The 17952-nt window shown below is 63.0% G+C and carries 15 protein-coding genes; 6 read left to right on the top strand and 9 right to left on the bottom strand.

Annotated features, from left to right (window positions below; genetic code table 11):
• Positions 1-978: 978 nt before the first annotated feature.
• On the top strand, positions 979-1371 hold the full coding sequence (locus tag BBD46_RS07985; protein ID WP_071401197.1) for a DUF5805 domain-containing protein: 393 nt from the start codon (positions 979-981) through the stop codon (positions 1369-1371).
• Complete coding sequence (locus BBD46_RS07980; RefSeq protein WP_071401196.1) at positions 1361-2422, top strand: tyrosine-type recombinase/integrase; 1062 nt, start codon at positions 1361-1363, stop codon at positions 2420-2422. The genes BBD46_RS07985 and BBD46_RS07980 overlap by 11 nt, the downstream gene beginning before the upstream one ends.
• Before the next feature lie 209 nt (positions 2423-2631).
• Here BBD46_RS07980 and BBD46_RS07975 read toward each other — a convergent pair whose 3' ends face one another.
• The 4 genes from BBD46_RS07975 to dph2 form a co-directional block, all read right to left on the bottom strand.
• The gene (locus BBD46_RS07975) at positions 2632-3579 is read right to left on the bottom strand and encodes a hypothetical protein (RefSeq protein ID WP_071401195.1); all 948 of its coding nucleotides are present in this window, start codon (positions 3577-3579) and stop codon (positions 2632-2634) included.
• Between the two features lie 144 nt (positions 3580-3723).
• Entirely contained in the window at positions 3724-6003 is a 2280-nt protein-coding gene (locus tag BBD46_RS07970; protein ID WP_071401194.1) for an AAA family ATPase, read from the bottom strand.
• A 141-nt stretch (positions 6004-6144) separates the two neighbouring features.
• Positions 6145-6984, bottom strand: a complete 840-nt coding sequence (locus BBD46_RS07965) for an MBL fold metallo-hydrolase (RefSeq protein WP_071401193.1) — start codon at positions 6982-6984, stop codon at positions 6145-6147.
• Between the two features lie 175 nt (positions 6985-7159).
• Positions 7160-8221 carry a diphthamide biosynthesis enzyme Dph2 gene (gene dph2 / locus BBD46_RS07960; RefSeq protein WP_071401192.1) on the bottom strand — a complete coding sequence of 354 codons (1062 nt, stop codon included), beginning with the start codon at positions 8219-8221 and terminating at the stop codon, positions 7160-7162.
• A 246-nt stretch (positions 8222-8467) separates the two neighbouring features.
• On the opposite strand from dph2, the gene BBD46_RS07955 reads away from it, so the two are divergent.
• A complete protein-coding gene (locus BBD46_RS07955) occupies positions 8468-9409 on the top strand; it encodes a DUF7139 domain-containing protein (RefSeq protein ID WP_071401191.1) in 942 nt (313 codons plus the stop codon).
• Between the two features lie 95 nt (positions 9410-9504).
• On the top strand, positions 9505-10530 hold the full coding sequence (locus BBD46_RS07950; protein WP_071401190.1) for a hypothetical protein: 1026 nt from the start codon (positions 9505-9507) through the stop codon (positions 10528-10530).
• A gap of 183 nt (positions 10531-10713) precedes the next feature.
• Here the strand turns inward: BBD46_RS07950 and BBD46_RS22165 are convergent, their stop codons facing one another.
• On the bottom strand, positions 10714-10881 hold the full coding sequence (locus BBD46_RS22165; protein ID WP_139173545.1) for a zf-TFIIB domain-containing protein: 168 nt from the start codon (positions 10879-10881) through the stop codon (positions 10714-10716).
• Positions 10882-11045: 164 nt separating this feature from the next.
• Between BBD46_RS22165 and BBD46_RS07945 the strand changes: the two genes are divergently transcribed.
• Positions 11046-11465, top strand: coding sequence for a hypothetical protein (locus tag BBD46_RS07945; protein ID WP_071401189.1), 420 nt, complete (start codon positions 11046-11048; stop codon positions 11463-11465).
• Between the two features lie 9 nt (positions 11466-11474).
• Positions 11475-12116 (top strand): METTL5 family protein, encoded by a 642-nt coding sequence (locus BBD46_RS07940; RefSeq protein WP_071401188.1) that lies wholly within the window; start codon positions 11475-11477, stop codon positions 12114-12116.
• A 30-nt stretch (positions 12117-12146) separates the two neighbouring features.
• Here BBD46_RS07940 and BBD46_RS07935 read toward each other — a convergent pair whose 3' ends face one another.
• The 4 genes from BBD46_RS07935 to BBD46_RS07920 form a co-directional block, all read right to left on the bottom strand.
• The gene (locus BBD46_RS07935; RefSeq protein ID WP_071401187.1) at positions 12147-13379 is read right to left on the bottom strand and encodes an ABC transporter permease; all 1233 of its coding nucleotides are present in this window, start codon (positions 13377-13379) and stop codon (positions 12147-12149) included.
• Complete coding sequence (locus BBD46_RS07930) at positions 13379-14722, bottom strand: ABC transporter permease (protein WP_071401186.1); 1344 nt, start codon at positions 14720-14722, stop codon at positions 13379-13381. Before BBD46_RS07930 ends, BBD46_RS07935 begins: the two co-directional genes overlap by 1 nt.
• Positions 14712-15476, bottom strand: a complete 765-nt coding sequence (locus tag BBD46_RS07925; RefSeq protein WP_071401185.1) for an ABC transporter ATP-binding protein — start codon at positions 15474-15476, stop codon at positions 14712-14714. The genes BBD46_RS07930 and BBD46_RS07925 overlap by 11 nt, the downstream gene beginning before the upstream one ends.
• A gap of 352 nt (positions 15477-15828) precedes the next feature.
• Entirely contained in the window at positions 15829-17868 is a 2040-nt protein-coding gene (locus tag BBD46_RS07920) for a rhomboid family intramembrane serine protease (protein ID WP_071401184.1), read from the bottom strand.
• Between the last annotated feature and the right edge of the window lie 84 nt (positions 17869-17952).

Below are 17952 nucleotides of genomic sequence, written 5' to 3'. Positions count from 1 at the left end.
CCTGGGACCGGTCCGAAGAGCTTCTACTGGCGCGAGTGTGGCGGCCTCTCCCTCACGATCTCCGATGGCGGTCCGTCTGTTGTGGCCGCCCCGCTCCCCCGTCATCTGTCGACAGCGTTTTGCTGTGCCAGCGATCGGCGAACTCACGGTGTTCGCTGTCTCCGCACAGTTCTTCGCCGTCCTGGGCTACACGGGTGCTGATTTGTCTGTGTCTCTCACGGTACTGGACCCGCTATAGGAACAACTGAAGCGGTTCACACACTGGTCACGTGGCTGTCTTGCCAGGTGTGTCTTGACTCTTAGTGGCTCCTCTAGTCGCCGCTGGGAGCTGCTCACTGGTGTTTCGCACCGTTGCTGTGCAATTCTCGACCAACCCGCCCACCCGTTCGACGGACGGGTCTGGCGTTCAGTCCCTTCTGTCCTGTTTGATCGATTGTTGGTGCGCGCTCAGACAATGCGCCGTCTGTTCCATTCTTCACCCCAATGCCAGCCGTGACGATCACCCGACTGCTTACTTGGGGCCGTACTCGAGTCCACCTTCGATACCCACCCTTCGATCCCAACCTCCACTATCCGCGGTCCACTCAGTCAGCGCGATCGCAGTCTTCCCATCACGATCTCTCCGCATCTGAACGCACCAGAAATGGGTGCCAGATCGGACTCGAGTACCGTCACAAATCCGTGCCGAATCTCGCTGCATTTGGCTCCCGAACTCGAGTGAGTTTTCTGCTATCCTATCAGAATACGTGTGTTCTTCAGGAACCGGTGGCCTGCTGTGTTCCACGTTTTTCTCAGCTACGTATCTGAACTGGTAGGAACACATTGGGAAGGGCTGTATCTCAATTTGTGGTGATTTTGAGATACTAATCTTAATAAGTGTCCCCATAATCGTCACATTATGGGTGACAGAGGTGGAGATAAACTCACTTAGCTCTACTAATGGGAACCTTGAATATCACGGCGATTGAGGGATGCTGTATGAGCGACTCTGCGGACACCTCTCGGAAATCTGTTAAAGCATACGTGCCGGCGTATCAGAAAGCAGAATGGCAGTCCCACGCCGACGAACTCGACATGAGCCAGAGCGAGTTCGTTCGGACGATGGTACAAGCCGGTCGGAAGGGGTTCGAACCCGCCTCAGAGGAACCCACTTCTCAGGGGTCAGACCCTGGGGGTAACGCCCTCGAAACACAGGTTCTAAACTTACTCTCTTCTGACACGTATTCGTGGGACGAGCTTCTGGACGCGGTCAGCGAAGACATCGAATCGCGACTCGATGACACACTCGAGGAGCTCCAGTCCGACAACCAGATCCGATACAGCGGTCGCCACGGTGGGTACACGACGACCGGTGGTGGCGATGGCAACTGACGCGACCGGGCAGGTCGAGGATGTCGACGATCCGATCGCCTACTTCCTCGACGACCAGCGCTATCACGGCAAGAGCGAACGGACGCTCGAGGCCTACGAGCGAGTTCTTCGACAGTTCGAGACCTTCCTCGGTGAGGAGTTTGACTCCGTAGAGGTGGTTTCCGACGCGGATCGACGGGCCTGCATGGCCTGGATCCACTCCCTGCGCGGCGAGTTCGAACCGAGCACGATCGCTACCTACGCCTCCTACCTCAACCGATTCTACGACTACATGAACCGCGTCGGCGCGTTCGAGGAGAACCCGATGGCGCTCGTCATGGAGGAACTGTCCGAATCCATCGACACGAATCCGACCAGACGAGAGCTCTCTATCGGCGAAATGCGGTCGTTCGTCGCCTCGATCTCCCACCCACTAGAGCGTGCGGTCGTCGTCACACTGCTGAAGACCGGGATGCGTGTCGGTGAACTCTGTAACCTCGACCTGCAAGATCTCAACGCCGACTTCGAGGCGGTTGCACTCGAGTGGACGCCGCGCGTCGAACTCGATCGCCGACCTTCGTCGGTGTACGTCTCGGACGAGCCCTCTCGCGGCGCGGTCACGAACGGCGAGGAACGGACGGCGTCGAACAAGCGAAAGCGTGAGACGGTGATTCCCGTCGACGACGAGTTGCGAGGGGAACTCGAGTCCTGGCTCGCGATCCGACCGGATGCAGTTTCACCTGCAGAGCCGCTGTTTCTCGACACCAGAGACTCGTGGGGCGAACGCCTTACGCCCTCAGACGTTCGCTATATCGTCGAGAAACACGCCCGTGAGCACGGCTGGTACCGGACTGGCGGGGGGACGACCGAGAACGTTACACCACACTACTTTCGACACTTCTTCACCACCCATCTCCGGGATCGGACGGGTGATCGAGGGACTGTACAGTATCTGCGAGGCGATGTCGCGGGCGACGTGATCGATACGTACACCCACAACTGGGGGGATCGGGTGCGAGAGACGTATCTGGACCATATTTACGCTGTAACGTCTGGGCCGAATACGGTGTGAATTCCCCTCACCGAGGCCTATTGTTACTATATCTGTACTCAATTCTACCGCCTTATCCTGGACAGATATATTCTATATCGCTATATCGAAAGAGCCGGCGTGCGGCAACGCGACCGAATTGTATGTTCCCTCGAATACTGGCCCTCCAAACTGTGTGCGGATGATGCAGCTATTCAGCGAGTGCTGTGTTCGCATGAGAAAAGGGTCGGCTACTGCTCGACGGCCAGTTCCGTCTCCAGATCGCCGCCGTTCAACAGCGACCGAACGGCCGCGACCTCCTCCGATATTTCGGGGGTGCTCTCGAGTAGCACCGTTTCGCTCGGGAACAGTTGTTCGCCAAGCAGGAGGCCGTGCTCGCGGGCGGTCGAGCCGGTGACGGTGAGGTAGACGCCGAGGCCGGTGTCGGCGATGGCGGCTTCTTCTTCGCGGCCCTCGTTGGGGTAGTGGAACTCGATGTCTTCGAGCACGCTGGTTCCGAGAACGGCCCGGACCAGACGTTCGTACCGTGGTTCGATACAGAGTGGTCCTTCGTAGTCGGCGAGGTAGTCGCGGTCGAGGGCGGTCGCAGCGGGGACGGTTTCGGGACTCCCCATTAGCGTGTGGTAGACCGTGTCGCCGAGGCCGGTGACGACGCGAACGTCGGACTCCGCGGGATCGATTCGGGCGTTGATATCGGCGATCCGCCCAAGCGGGTCCGGACGGAGGTCGACGACCTCCTCCAGGACGAGGTCGGCGCTGTCGAACCCGAGTGCGAACTCGTGGGTGCGCAGTGCGCGGAAGGGCTCTTCGCGGCCGACGAGCTGGATCGACGCCTCGTCGCTGGTCCCGGTCCCGTCAAGCCCACTCCCGTCTGCGCCGTTGAGCGGAATCGTCACGCTATCGAAGACGATCCGCCGCGGCTTGCCGGCGCGCGTATCTCGGACGAGCGTGTACTCGGGCGCGGTTGGGTCGTCGACTGTACTGTACGCTGCGAGACGATGGTAGACGTTTTCCTCGTCTGGATCCAGCGAGCCCTTCGTCAGGGCCTTTTCGTGGCGAAGCGTCGACGTGATCTCGTCTGCGAGATCCGGGACGCCGAGCCGACTCGCGAGTCGATCCAGTACCGACTCGAGTGGTCGTCCTTTGCGAGGAACTGCGATCGGAATCGTCTCGCCCATCGACGGGTTCTCACCCGGCGAGAGATAAACGAGTTGCGTTTCGCCGAAAAATAGCCGCGTGTGTCGTTGTGGTTCGGTGAAACGATAGCCGGTCGGTAGTTAGTGTTGGTGTTGGCGCTGGTGTTCGTGTTTGCCCACTTCGGTTCAGGTATCGGAGAACATCGAGCCGAGCTGGTCGCGCCACTCCTGAATCTCGGTAACGTCATCACGGACATTGTTGAGGCCGCGCTCGACGCGGTCGACGTCGTCTTCGACCGAATCAACATCGTCTGCGACGGTTTCCACATCGGTTTCGACGGCTTCGATGTCGTCCTCGACGGCGTCGATATCGTCGCCGAGATCGTCGACCGAAGTCTGCAGGTCCGCTGCCAGACTGTCAACCGTCGACTCGAGGTCGTCGACACGGCTATCGACGCTGTCGACGGCACCGTCGACTTCCTCGAGTTCCGACGTGAGATCCGCCTCGAGTTGCTCGACGTCCGCGTCAACCGTTTCCAGGTCAGCAATCACGTCGTCGACATCGCCATCGATACGCTTGGTTCTGGTGTCGAGCGTTTCGACCTCGTCGGTGGTCGACGCGAGGCCGTCTTCGAGGTCGGTCGTCCACTCGGTGAGCGTCTCGACTTCGGTCTCGAGTGCATCGACCTGCGAGTCGGTGGCCTCGAGTTGGTCGGTCATCGAGGTGAGTTCGTCTTCGAAGGCGGCGAGTTCGCCGCGGAACTCTTCGATGATCTGTTCGTCGGTGCCGTTCTCTCCGAGGAAGGACTCGAGTGCGTCGGTGTAGGCGGCGACCTCTTCGACGCGAGTCTGGAGGTGGGTGAGCTTTGCCTGCTGGGCGCTGGCGGGCGGCGCGTCGGTCGTGTCCGTCTCCTCATCGTCGCTCGCGTCGTCGGACTCGAGTTCGAGCGCCTCGCGGATGGCCGCGCGGTCGTCGTCGGCGAGGTCGTCGGTTCGGAGTTCGGTTGCGAGTTGGCTGGCGAGGCTCGTGCTGTCTGCCGGTTCGGTAGCGGGTGCCGTGTCGGTGTCGTCGGCGGTTACGGCGTTGTCGGTGTCGTCGCCGTCGTCGACATCGACATCGACACCGCCACCGACAGAGTCGTCGGAATCCGCTCCGTCGTCTTCCTCGCCGAATTCGGCGCTGTCGTCTTCGGAAGTGGGTGCATCGTCGGTTTCAGCAGCATCGGTGGCGACGTCGTCCGTCTCCTCCTGTCCACCGAAGTCGACGGTTTCGTTGTCGGACTCGAGTTCGGTGGCTGCGTCAGTGTCGACATTGTCGGTTTCGTCGTCTTCCTCGCCTTCGTCGACTTCTTCGATATCGCCACTCTCTGCACTCTCGTCACTGTCGTCCACTTCTTCGACAGGCTCGTCCGTCGCTTCCGGCACATCCGCGTCTATTTCAGCGTCAGCGGCCGCTAACTCGCCGTCGGCTTCCGCATCCAGTTCCAGGTCGTCCTCCTCCGGCTCGAGTTCCAGTCCGGGCTCGTCACCATCGTCGTCTGGCTCGAGTTCGAGTGTTTCGTCTTCGTCCGCTGCATCGGCCGCCGTTTCCGAACCGAGGGCACTCGAGATGGTCTCGTCCTCGTCGAGGTCCGAAATTTCGTCATCGTCGAATCCGAGGTCGATGTCGGGGGCGTCTCCGTCGGTTTCGTCGTTCACTGGCTCTGCGTCTCCATCCGCGTCTGCATTTACGTCTGCAGCCGAGAGCGGATCGACGTCGTCGAGGTCCAGATCCAGGTCGCCGGAGTCGTCGATGTCGGGCTCGTCTCCGTCGGGCGTGAGATCGAGAGCATCGGTTTCGTCCTCGAGTTCGAGTTCGATGTCTCCCTCGTCTTCGTTCTCGTCCGGACTGTCCTCGGTATCGTTCTCGGTCTCGGTGTCGGCGTCTGCGCTCGCCGCATCAGCAACCGGCGCGTCTTCGGTCTGTTCGCTCTCGAGTCCCGGCACTGAGCCGGAGTCGCCGGCGATCATGTCCTTGACCGCCTGCGTGCGCTCGTCCGAGACGATGCTGTCGATGACGGCGTCGTCGATTTCGTCGCCGCCGCTGCTCGCGTCGGCTTCGGAGCTGACTTCGACGATTTCGGGGTCACCGAGGAAGTCGGGAACGACAGATTCGTCGTCGATTCGGATCCCGTACACCGTTACGAGCCGTTCGCCCGGCTCGATCGTGTGGGTGAACTCGACGCGATTGTCCTGGAACGCGGTCCAGTCGTCGCTGTAGTACTCGGGATGGAATCCGACCTTGTCCATCGGGAACGATTCGGGAATGTCTTCGGAGAGTCGAAACGCGACCTGCTCGTCGTGCTCCGAGTCGATCTCGAAGCGAAGCGCAGGTACGGGGAACTCGTCCGCCGCGAACGTTTTTCGGACGGTGAGCCCGTCAGCACTGACCTCGACCACGTCGTCCGTGTCGGCGGTGTTACTCATGGGACCAACGTTACTAGACCATTACTATAAATGATACGGACAGTCATGGCGATCCAGTCGTTTCTGCAGCGGCGGCTCGTCATATCCGAACTGACGATGTCAGATTCCAACAGTAAGCGCAGCGGGTACTGCGATCAGTCGCTACGACTCGAGTTCGATCCGGTCGCCGATTTCGATGATATCGAGCCGTTGTGGGTACTCGAAGCTCTGTGCGTGGTGGTGGAGCACTTTCGGATCCGAGGTGAGCCCCTTCCACATGTCCCAGTGGCTCGGCGCGAGCCGGTCGAGTTCGAGCGCGGCAGCGGCCTCGACGATCTGATTTTCGTCGTTGTACCAGCGCGTCCGCTTCGGTTCGCGGGTTTCCTTGTCGGGAATCTGACCGACGGTACCGAACGCGAGCACGCCCAGATCGATGTCGTACGCCGTGCCGATGCGGTCGAACTCGTCGCTGGGCTTGGTGTCGCCGCCGTGGAAGAACGTGCCGGCGTCGTGTTCGATGACGTAGCTCACGGGGTGGCTCGCGTCGGGGTCGTTCGCCACTTCGACATTGATAGTGAACTCGCCGACCTCGACGGTGTCGCCCTCGCTGATCTCGGTGAACTGGTCGTCGCTCACGTCCCACTCATCGGTCCAGGATTCCTCTTCGCGCGCGACCGCGAGGCTGTCGTCGGGTGCGTAGAACGTCGCGTCCGTATTCTCGAGAATCGGTGCCTGACTCCGACCGTGGACGTGATCGGTGTGTTCGTGCGTCGCGAGAACTGCGTCGGCTTCGTTGACATCCTCGGGATCGAACGGGACGGGGATCATCCGGACCGTCCGCGGCGGATCGCCGAGTCCGACGTACGGATCGATGTAGATCGTCGTCTCGTCACTCCCCTTGAGGATGAAGCCGTTACAGCCGAGATACCAGATAGAGACGCCGTCCGGCGAGGCGTCTTCGACGTCACGCACGAGCCAGTCTCCCCAGTCGCTCTGGATCATAGTTGCTGATGGGCGGACTGGTTGGGTAAGTGTTACTGTGTCGTCGGTGGCGACTGCGCTGCTGGGGGAGTCAGCACGTTGGACCGTTGGACCGTTGAACAGTCGGCACGTCAGCAGCTCTGGCAGTCAGATCGAGAAGAAGCGGAGCCGAAGCGGAGCGCCAGAACCGCAGTGACTACCAGGTCCCGTGGAACGTGTCGAACGAGAGTTGGTCGAGTGGCTTGTTCCCAACGGCAATCTCGTACTCACCGGGCGTAAGCATCGGCTTATGGAACTGCGGGCCGTCGTCGGTCGTGATCCGCGGACAGCCCGTATTGACGAACGCGTCCATGTCGAAGTTCCGGAGCCGGTCGGGGGTAACTTCGTCCATCGTGATGAGGTAGGCGTCGTCGTTATCCTCGAGTATCTGTTGGGCCTGATCCCAGCGACCCTGACCGATCTTGGTACAGAAGATGACGCCCCACTTCTGGGCGTCCATCGCCTTGTGAACCGAGGCGTAGCGCTGCTTCATGAACTTCTCCGTGTCCGCGACGGTGACGACGTTGTTGACCGGGTCACCGATAACGACGTGCTTGTCGGGGTGTTCCATGGCCAGGCCAAGCGGGTGGAACTTCCCGCCGCCGACGTAGAGCACCTGGTCTGCGGGCACGTCCGCGCTCGCGTAGTTGCAGCCCAGAACCTGTCCCTCGTGAGTGAGTCGGTCGTCGCCACGGCGGCTGTGAACCTCGTAGCCGTGTTCCTCGAGGAACGCAGACATCTCCTCGTAGCGGTTCATGTGCTGGGCCGTCGTCACGAGGCCAACGCCCTCGGTCTCCTCGGGATCCTCGAGCGTCTCGAGTGCCTCCTCCATAATCGGGAGCACTTCGACGTTCGAGAACAGCGGGACGTAGATGACCTTGTCCGTGTTCTTCATCGGCGAGTGGCCGAAGTGGACGAACACGTCGGTACGTTTCATCAGGTAGGTGTCCAAGTCACAGGCACCGTAGCAGGGCTGGCCCGAGAGCATGAACGTCACGTCGTCGTCGGCGAGTTCGCGCAGGTCGTCGGCGACGGAGGGGCCGCGGCGTTTGAGGCCCTCGGGGAACTGCAGGCCGACCTTCTCGGCGTCGCGTTCCTCAATGGCGTCGATGATCCGATCGAGTTCGTAGTCCCACTCGCGGTCGTGCTTGAGCTGCATTCCGGTGTTCCGAAGGTCCCCTTCGGTGTAGTTCGACTCTGACTCCGACTCCTGACTCATTGGCCGTCCTAACGGCCACGAACGTATAACGGCGGCGCTTCTCCGTGTCACCGTGTCTCGGACACGGGTGCTCGCCGGTGCCGGCACTCGTCGGTCAGTTCGGGGTGGCGCGAGCGAAGCGTACTCGAGTTGCCCGTCCGCACTATGACCTGTCCCTGTCCCCGCCCAAACTGTGTCTCCATCCGAACTGTCCTTTCTTCGAACCCGACCCAACAGTCATAGTACTGGAGTCTAAACGGGGTGGTAATGGCAGCGGAACGGTCTACAGACGGCTATCTCTTCGACCTCTACCGCCGGTATATCGGCGAACCCGAGAACCGGACTGACGTCTATCTCGGGTTCGGTCTGTTCCTGGGTGGGATCGGCCTGGCGGTGGTCGCACTAGTGCTCTTTCTCTGGAGCAGCACGTTCAGCAGAGCAGACGCGGCGTACTTTATGTGGGTCCAACCGGCGTACGCGCTCGGGATGCTCTCGCTTCCGGCGATGATCCTCGGCGTCGTCGTCCTCTTACCCGCAGATCGCCGCGTTATCGGCGTCTCAGTTACCGGCGCGGCGATTACCGTCGTCGCAACGGTCGGGTTCCTGTACGCCTACCCCGACAGTTGGAACTTCATGGGTGAAACCGACTACACCGTCGAGGTAACGGCGACCTACGCGGTTGGACTCGCCGGGATCACCGCTTCGACGGGGGCCGCACTCGTCGCGCACTATCTCGAGTTGGCGCGCCAGGTCGAGACGGTCGAGGTGGGTAAAGATGAGGAAGACGAAGAGACTGGCCCCGAGTACACGGACGCGGACATCGAACGCGACATCGACGAGGCGATGGACGGCGTCGAACTCTCCTGGGGTGGCGTCGAGAAGACCGAACATAAGCGCCTGAGTTTCTCCGAGGATCAGTTCGATAGCGTCTCCGTCGACACCGATGCGGGAACGAAGAAAACGCGCTCGACCGGCGTCGACGCACAGGTCGAAGGCCTCAAAGGACTGAAAGGTGGCGAGACGAAGACGACGACCTCGGAATCGACGGTCGACGATCAGACGGCGAAGCTGAAGGAACTGCGCGAGCAGCGGCAGGCGGAAACCGAGAGCGCGACCGAAGCCGCGGGTGGAAGCCGGTCCAGCGATCGGCTGCTGTCCCCGTTCACCGCACTACTTGAACGGATTCGGTCCGTCGTTCGACGAGAATAGGCGTGTCGAGCGTTCTAACACTAAATTCTTTGTGAATCTCGGTCTGTAGGTTTTAGGTACATAGATTTATAATCTATCGGCCGCCTTGCCCAACCATGGCGAAAGGCCTAGACGTCGGAACCATGAACATTCTGTCTGCACAACAGGATGGGAACGACACGGTATTCGTGCAACAGCGTAACTCCTTCGTAGAGATCGAGTACTCGGATATGGCCGAGCAGATGCTCTCGCGGAGCGAAGTCCTGCACATCCGCAAGGACGACAAGGTGTACGTCGTCGGCGACGACGCCCTGAACTTTGCAAACATCTTCAACAAGGAGACCCGCCGCCCGATGAAACACGGGATCCTCTCGAACGACGAGCAGAGCGCGATCCCGATGATGAAGCTCATCATCGAACAGGTCGTCGGCGAGCCGGCCTACCCTGACGAGAAGCTGTACTTCTCCTCGCCGGCCGATCCGATCGACTCGGATCTCTCGACGCTGTACCACCAGAAGACGATCGAGTCGTTCTTAGACGACATGGGATACGACTCCGAACCGATCAACGAGGGGATGTCCGTCATCTACAGCGAACTCGCGGACAACAACTTCACCGGACTGGGCATCTCCTTCGGTGCCGGCATGACGAACGTCTGTCTGTCCTACTACGCGGTCCCCGTCATGAAGTTCTCCGTCGCCCGCGGTGGCGACTGGGTCGACGAGCAGGCCGCCCGCGCGACGGGCACGCCCGTCGACAAGGTCACTTCCATCAAGGAGGACGACTTCGAATTGGACTTCACGACGGACGTCGGCGGCGTCGAGGGCGCGCTTTCGATCTACTACGAGAACCTGCTCGACTACGTCATCGACAACATCGTCTCCGAAGTCGACGAGGAAGACGTCGAGGAAGGTCTCGACGTCCCCGTCGTCGTCACCGGCGGTACCTCGAGCCCGAGCGGCTTCGAGGCGCTGTTCCGTGACCACCTCGAGGACGCGAGCATCCCGTTCTCGATCAGCGACGTGACGCACGCGAACGAGCCGCTGTACAGCGTGGCCCGTGGTGGCCTCGTCGCAGCCCGCTCGGACGAAGACATCGACCACGACGACGACGAAGCAGAAGCCGCAGCCGCAAACGAGTAAGCCGGGGCGTCGTTTCGAACGTCGACCTGATTTTTCGCGCGTCCTGTCGATCGGCGCTGCACTGCCAGTTTGAGCGGCTGGGATAGGTCACAGCGCTGGGTACAGTTCGCATTCGACGGCACCCCAGCTCTCGGTGCTTGTGATGTCACTCGAGTGCAGGACCGTCAGAACTGCCAGAACCGCTCACCCGTCGTAAAATCGGTTGAACGCGTCGCGCCAGGATTCACGCTCCTCGGGTGGGCGCTCGTGCTCGACCGGAATATCCGCGTACGAACAGTGTGGACAGGAGACGGTCGACACCTCCCCCAGCGAGAGTTCTTCGAGCGAGCCCTGACACCGTGGACACTCCATACTGATTACTCTCACGGCCACTCCTTAACTCTATTCGAACTTTCCTGATTCCCGTCACGAAGTGCCGATCCGGCTGCAGCGCCGAAATCGCGACCTACTGCCACCCGCATATTACTACTGAGCATTTACAAAGGTTTTTGTATGCGACTCATGTATGTGGTTGTATGAGCACCACCTCGTCCGCCGACCACTCACCGACGATCGACTGTTGTCGACCAGCCGACGTTACCCCCGTCTCCGTCGAGGCCAGTGCACTCGAGTCCACCGCGCCCGGCCACCTCCGTGATCTCAAGCGCGAGTTCGCTGCGGAAGGCGTCTCGCCCGTCGAGCTAACGGTTGAGGCCTGCTTCGACGAGGACTGCTCGCTCGCGACCCAGGACGAAATCAATCGCGTCCGCGACTACGTCCGCGCCGCGTCGTTCCTCGGTGCAGGAACCGTCACGGTCGCCATCGACGACGTTGCGAACCCGGAGAAGGTCCGTCCCGCTCTCGCCGCCTGCGCCGAACGCGCCGAGCGCGAGGGCCTCGTCTTCGACCTCGACCACGAGAACGGGTCCGAGGGTTCCTTCACGCTCGACGACTGAGCTGTCCGCATGGCAGGTCGTTCCCGGCGGACGCTCGCGCGCGAACTCGAGTCGATCGCTGATTTTGAAGCGCCGTCGCCATCGTTAGAGCAGTATCTCACGCCGCCGGAGATCGCGGCCCACATTGCGCATCTGGCCGGATTACAGGACGATCTCGAGCGGCCGGTGGTGGATCTCGGTACCGGAACCGGGATGCTGGCAACTGCCGCGGCACTTGCCGGTGCCGAGCAAGTTCTCGGTGTCGATCTCGACCCCGACGCACTTGCGCTCGCCTGGGAGAACGCGGCGCGCGTCGGGGTGGATTCACAGACGGACTGGATTCGGGCCGATGCCTCGCGCCGATCGCTTCCGCTCTCGTTCTCTCGTTCTACACAACCTGCAACCGTGCTCTCGAACCCGCCGTTCGGCGCACAGCGCGGTAATCGCCACGCAGATCGGGAGTTTCTCGAGGCGGCGCGCTCGGTCGCGGCGGTCTCCTACACGATTCACAACGAGGGGAGCCAGGAGTTCGTCGAGTCCTACGCGGCCGACGAGGGCGGGACGGTAACCCACGCGTTTCGGGCGGCGTTCCCGATCGAGCGCCGCTTCGAGTTCCATACCTCGGAGAGCGAGGAACTCGCGGCGGAGGTCTTTCGGATCGAGTGGGAGTAAGCGGTCTCTACCGCGCTGATTGGACGACACTCACTGCTCGAGATGCTCGAGTTTCAGCGTGCGCCCGACGCGCCATCCGGTGATGCCGGCGACGACGGTACCGACGATGAGCGCGAGCGCGAAGCCGGCGACGTAGACCTCGACGGGCGTTCGAAGCAGATTTTCGAAGCCGACCAGCGAGAGCGCGACGCGGTTCAGTCCGTCCGCGAGCAGCGGCGTCGCGGCGACGCCGACGATACCGCCGAGCAGGCCGATGACGAGCCCCTGTACGGCAATCATCCCCGAGAGCAGTCCGCGAGAGAGGCCGATAGCCCGGAGTGCGGCGAGCTCGCGGCGCTGCTGGGTGACCATGAGCGCGAACAGGTTGATAGTGAGCACCGAGCCGCCGACGACGGCCAGACCGACCAGCGTCATCCCGCTTGCGAGGACGAGCGGCTGTTCGGCGACCATCGCTTCGATCTGTTCGTCGCTGGTCCGCACGTCGTACTCGGGGTACTCGGTCGCCAGGTCGTCGCGGACGGCTTCCTGGTCGGCCCCGTCCTCTACGTCGGCGGTGATGAACGTCGCGCGGTCCGTTCCCGTCGTCCCGGCAACGATCTGCAGGTCCGGCAGCGGCACGGTCGCCGCGGGCGTCCCGAGGAACTGCGAGTAGTAAGAGGCGATGCCGACCACGGTGAACTCGTACTCCGGCGCGGTCTGGCGACTCGTCCCGACGTAGACCGTGTCGCCGACGTCTGCGCCGGCGTCCTCCGCAACCTGCGGATCGAGAACGATTTCGGCAGTCTGTGGCTCAGTCGGTCGTTCACCTTCGTCCGGCAGTTCGGCTCGATCGAACCCTGAACCGGCCTCGAAGTCGAAGCCGTCGTGTGTCTCCTGGACGCCGACCGTCGTGGTGCGCTCGAGTTGGTCCGGCTCTGTCCCGACGTACACCTGGTGCATCGCGAGCGGCGCGGCCGAACTGATATCGTCGCGTTCAGTGAGCGCGGCGGACGTGCCGTGTGCGTCGGGGATCGGGTTCTCGGCCCCGTTCGCGGACGGATCGACTGGATCGCTGGAGACCCAGATGTCCCGGTCGGCGTTGTCCAGTCCGGTTTCCCCGACCTCGACGACGCCGACGCCGAGACTCGCGAGCAGGGTGATCGCGAGCACCGAGAGAGTAACCGCGAGCACGGCGAGGACGGTTCTCCCGGGCGACCGCCGCAGCTGTGCAAGCGCGATACCGATGACGGCCCGCGTCCGGACGAACGGCGAGAGCAGTCCCATTAGCGGCTCACCTCCGCGAGCACAGATGTGCGGGCCGCAACGACGAGCGGGTACGGAATCGCGATCAGCCCAGCGATGAACGCGATGATGACGGCGTAGGGGACGAACAGCGGGTGCGCCTGCGCGACGGCACCCGGCGCGCCGCCCGCGGCCGCAGCACTGTTAACGCCGTGAATCGCTAGGATCCCGAGCACGCCGCCAAGCACCGCCCCGCACAGCGTCAACACCTGCGTCGAAATCGCGACGACCGCGAGGCGGCTGTGGGTCGGAAAGCCGACGGACTCGAGTACGGCGAGCATACGCCGATCTTCGTTGACGGTCATGCCGGCGGTCGTCGCGACGAAGGCGGCGCAGATGGTGACGCCGACGAGCAGCGCGAGCGCGCTGGTGACGAACGCCAGTCCGTCGTCGAACAGGAGCGACGGGTGGGTGGTGTCTGGTGCGTCGACGGTTTCGTCGGGGTAGGCCCCGTTCGCGGCGGCCGTCGCGGCGTCGTCGTCGCCCCAGACGAGCACCTGATCCGCGAGTTCGCCCTCGTTCGCGCCGGCGAACGTCTGGAGCTCGCTCAGGTGGACGAGCGCGACGGGGGTGTCCTCGTCGCCACCCTCACCGGCGGACTCCTCGACGGCCGTGACCGTTATCGCCGGACTCTCGACGCCCATCGCCTCGAACTGCGAACTCGAGACGGCGAGGTCGTCGTCCTGGGTTGCGTCGAGGCGGTCGGCTGCGGCACTCGAGAGGACGATCTCGCCGTGTTGTGGCCCGGTGTAGGAACCATCCGCGTAGTGTGGGTCACCGGACTCGAGTGCCCCCGTCGAGAGGCCGGCGACGGTCCGAGGTTCGTCGTCTGGGACGACGCCGACGAGGAGGACGGTCTGGGGATTGTCCTCGCCGCCGTCGTGTTCGAGTCGTACCGGTTCGATGAGAACCGGGCTCGCGTGGTCGACGCCGGGTTCCTCGCGGATGGTGGCCGCGCGCTCGTTGGATTCCCCCAGTCGGGCCCCTTCGACACCGTTGACGGAGGCAAGGAGGTCTGCCGACTCGGGCACGATCTGGGCGGTGGCATCGTTCTCGCTCGTCGTGCCGCCGTCGGCGAGCGCGAGCGCGATACCGGTTACGAGCACGAGCAACGCAACGGTCATCGCGACGGCGGCGAGCGTCGCGACGATCCGGCCCGAGGTCGTCTTCGTCGCCCGCCGCCACAGCCGGGCAACCGAGAGCCTGACCAGGCCGATCCAGCGCGTTCGGCTCGTCTCGCGAGCGTCGAACGCTTCGGTTACTGGGTCGTCCTCGACCTCGTCGTTTTTACACCGCTCATCCGACGGCCCACGACTACCCACCATCCGAAACCACCCGTCCGTCCCGCAACGTGAGTACCCGATCTGCAACCGCGAGCGTCGCCTCGTCGTGCGAGGCGAGGATGACCGCCCGCTCGCGCCCAATCTCGGTCAGTAACTCGAGTACGGTCTCGCCGGTCGCGGTGTCGAGTTCGCCGGTGGGTTCGTCAGCGATGACGACGTCGGGGTCGGTCGCGAGCGCGCGAGCGATGGCGACGCGCTGGCACTCGCCGCCGCTGAGTTCGCTGGGGAGGTGTGTCGTTCGGTCGCCGAGACCGACGCGCTCTAACAGTTCCGTGGCGCGTCGTCGGCGCTTGCGTTTCGAGACGCCGGTCTGGACGAGCGGCAGTGCGACGTTCGCTCGCGCGGAGAGCGAGGGAAGGAGGTGGAAATGCTGGAAGACGATTCCGACGTGCTGGCGACGTGCGCGCGTTCGTTTCCGGTTCGAAAGCGCAGAGAGCTCCGTGCCGTGGAGTTCGACGCTGCCGCTGGTCGGTACGAGCAGCCCGGCAACGAGGTGGAGGATCGTCGACTTGCCGCTGCCGCTCGGTCCCTCGAGGCCGACGATTTCGCCGGGCTGGATGGCGACCGAGACGTCCCGGAGCGCGGTGACGGTTCGGCGGTCGCCCGATCGAAATCGGCTCCCGCCCGTCCCGTACTCGTGTGTCACGTCCGCGAGTCGGACAGCGGGCGGTGTCCGGTGGTCGTCCGCAGGCTGTGCCGCCGACGACGCCAGGGTTCCCAGTACGCGGTGGATCATCTGTGCAGCGCTCAACTCGGTCGAGAAGACGGGTCACCGGGCCATTGTTTCTGTCCGGCTTCCAGTTGCCACGTGGCGGTTAACGGTGTGGCCGATTCGTCGGTTTCGCTGTCATCCCAGTCCCGAACGATACCTCCCCCTACTGCCGTATTTGCCCTCGTTGTGCCAGTTACCGCCCGCAAACGAACAGTGTAGGCGCTCGCAACAGCGTGAAACGTCAACGTACGGGCGAGTGTTCCGTGGATCCGAGTGTTCAACGAAACAGAGTCTCAGTGAGTCCGAAACACGGGCGCGGGTTGTGTTCGTTGTATGAGTCTGAGTCTGAGAATCGAAACGCACAGCCCCAAGCCAATCAGTACTCGTGCTCCTCCATCGTCGCGATCACAACCTCGGTTCCGTCCGACGAGGCCACGAGTGCATCCTCGGTTCGCTCGAAGACCACACCGCCGGCTTCGACCGCCTCGTTCTCGCCCGGCACGGCCGTCGTACTCGTCATTTCCGTCTCTATTTCCTCGACTTCGAGAACGAACTCGCCGGCGTCGGTCCCCAGCGTCACCGTCCGGCCGTTGATAATCGCCTCCGCCATCGACTCCGCTGACTCGTGTGCTAGCTGGCGGTTCTCCTCGTCACCCTCGGGCCACAGCCAGACCTGATAGACGCTTTCGCCGCCGACCGGCTCCCAGCCGGTTCGCTCGACGTGGACCGTCTCTCGCCAGCCGGGCCCACCTACAGTCACCGTCTCGGAGCCAGTCGCCTCGAGTTGCTCTTTCGTTACCGCCTCGAGCCAGATGCTGTGGCGTTCGTTCGAGACGATGACGCCGCTGCCTGCCAGCCCGGAGTCGTCGATCGCCACGTCGAGGCCGATCCCCGAGACGAGTTCGTTCGACGCGTTCTCGTCGTACTCGATCACGTAGTCGTCGATCTCGATCGCGCCGGGTGCCGATCCGTCGCTTGCGGACTCGACGACTGCCAGGTTGACGGGGATCGCCATCCCGGCAAGTACTGCGAGCACGAGCGCGACGGCCAGAAACGCAGCACCGCGCTGGGTCGCCCTCGATTCTGTATCTTCCGCAGACGTCCGAGTTTGCGTCTGGGTCTGGGTCTGTGCCTGCCTCTGCGTCTGCGACTGTGGCCTACCCCCGTCATCGTGAGCCACACCGATCGACAGCTCTCGAATTCGGTCACCACGGTCAGTCGAGCCATTCGATGACAGGGGCCCAGACTCGTCCTCTCGTTCGAACCCGGCCAACTCGAGTACCCGCTCGATTCGCGAACGGTGAGTTGCGTCTGGGCCGCCGTTGCTTTCGGAACTCGCGTTGGCGGGCGGCCGGAGATCGCGGCTACTAGCGCCGGTCAGCCGCCGGAGGAGCCACCGCACCGGTCGTCTCGGCAGCGGTCGGTCCGGGGCGGCGCTCGCGAGCGTAATGAGGAGTGCGAGCACGACGACGATGGCGACGCCGGGACCCCGGAAGAGCAGGTAGGTGTTCCCCTCGCCGAACCAGTAGATCTGCCAGAGCCCCTTCGAGAAGGCGTAGAGAAGGACGGCGAGCCAGAGGTGAAACGGATTCGGGCGTTCGTTTCGGCGCTCGAGGACGAGCAGTCCGAGTACGAGTCCGATGAAGAACCCGAGCGCGTGCCCCTGGATAGCGATGCCCGCCCAGGAAGGCGCTGTCGCCGGACTTGGCGTCGCAACGTAGACGCTCACCGCATCCTGCAGTGCTCGCGAGACCGTCAGCAGCGCGCTCTGGACGGCGACCGTCGCGATCAGCGTCGCGATCGGGTAGTGGACGATGGCGAACCCGGCGAACGCGAAGATGATACTCGAGAAGCCGATGACTGGCCCGAGTCCGAACAGGCTCGTGACGAGCCCGAGCACGACGACCGCGAGCGGGAAGAGGACGAACGCCCGAACCCAGGGCGTGGTTCGGAGCGACTCGAGTCGGGAACGGACGCCGCCTCGCTCGCCGTCGCTGTCGCCCTCGCTATCGTGCGAGCGGGGTTCGTCTGCCCGGTCGCGCGCGGGATAGTGTCCCCACGCGTACTCCGCGATCGGTGCGACGACCGCCGCACCGGCGAGGTTGCCGGTGAGGTGGCTCAGACTGGCGTGGGAGAACGAGGCGGTCACGAGGCCGAGCGGGGTGAAGTACGACCAGGCTCGGTACGGGATCGTCACGGGGTCTGTGAGGTTCGTGACTCCGTCCTGGACGAAGAGGTAGACGGCGATGACGATGGCGATGACGACGAGCGATCCCCATGGGACGCCAAAGAGGAGCCGTTGCTGTGCAACGTCACGCCAACGAGTGCCCGGTCGGTGCAAGCGGCTCACGACGAGCGCGGAGAGGACGATTGCCGCGACGATAATGACCGCAAAGAGGGCCGTAACCGGGCGCATGTGCGACGGTTCGCCCGCGGGCGTATAGGGATTTCTGTCGACGCGAACAGTGGAACTGGTCCTACTTCCGTCCATTTCACTCAC

Origin of the sequence: Natrialba sp. SSL1 (assembly GCF_001861355.1) — an archaeon.
GTDB lineage: Archaea > Halobacteriota > Halobacteria > Halobacteriales > Natrialbaceae > Natrialba.
Note: the sequence above shows the minus strand (reverse complement) of the source record. Positions and strands in the feature narration are given on the sequence as shown.

Bases quoted from the DNA above. Each gene is read 5' to 3' on its own strand.
- BBD46_RS07940 (WP_071401188.1), top strand. From the start codon at position 11,475: ATGGCAGGTCGTTCCCGGCGGACGCTCGCGCGCGAACTCGAGTCGATC.
- BBD46_RS22165 (WP_139173545.1), bottom strand. From the start codon at position 10,881: ATGGAGTGTCCACGGTGTCAGGGCTCGCTCGAAGAACTCTCGCTGGGG.
- BBD46_RS07970 (WP_071401194.1), bottom strand. From the start codon at position 6,003: ATGAGTAACACCGCCGACACGGACGACGTGGTCGAGGTCAGTGCTGAC.
- BBD46_RS07920 (WP_071401184.1), bottom strand. From the start codon at position 17,868: ATGCGCCCGGTTACGGCCCTCTTTGCGGTCATTATCGTCGCGGCAATC.
- BBD46_RS07980 (WP_071401196.1), top strand. From the start codon at position 1,361: ATGGCAACTGACGCGACCGGGCAGGTCGAGGATGTCGACGATCCGATC.
- BBD46_RS07950 (WP_071401190.1), top strand. From the start codon at position 9,505: ATGGCGAAAGGCCTAGACGTCGGAACCATGAACATTCTGTCTGCACAA.
- BBD46_RS07975 (WP_071401195.1), bottom strand. From the start codon at position 3,579: ATGGGCGAGACGATTCCGATCGCAGTTCCTCGCAAAGGACGACCACTC.
- BBD46_RS07930 (WP_071401186.1), bottom strand. From the start codon at position 14,722: ATGGTGGGTAGTCGTGGGCCGTCGGATGAGCGGTGTAAAAACGACGAG.
- BBD46_RS07955 (WP_071401191.1), top strand. From the start codon at position 8,468: ATGGCAGCGGAACGGTCTACAGACGGCTATCTCTTCGACCTCTACCGC.
- BBD46_RS07945 (WP_071401189.1), top strand. From the start codon at position 11,046: ATGAGCACCACCTCGTCCGCCGACCACTCACCGACGATCGACTGTTGT.
- dph2 (WP_071401192.1), bottom strand. From the start codon at position 8,221: ATGAGTCAGGAGTCGGAGTCAGAGTCGAACTACACCGAAGGGGACCTT.
- BBD46_RS07925 (WP_071401185.1), bottom strand. From the start codon at position 15,476: ATGATCCACCGCGTACTGGGAACCCTGGCGTCGTCGGCGGCACAGCCT.
- BBD46_RS07985 (WP_071401197.1), top strand. From the start codon at position 979: ATGAGCGACTCTGCGGACACCTCTCGGAAATCTGTTAAAGCATACGTG.
- BBD46_RS07965 (WP_071401193.1), bottom strand. From the start codon at position 6,984: ATGATCCAGAGCGACTGGGGAGACTGGCTCGTGCGTGACGTCGAAGAC.
- BBD46_RS07935 (WP_071401187.1), bottom strand. From the start codon at position 13,379: ATGGGACTGCTCTCGCCGTTCGTCCGGACGCGGGCCGTCATCGGTATC.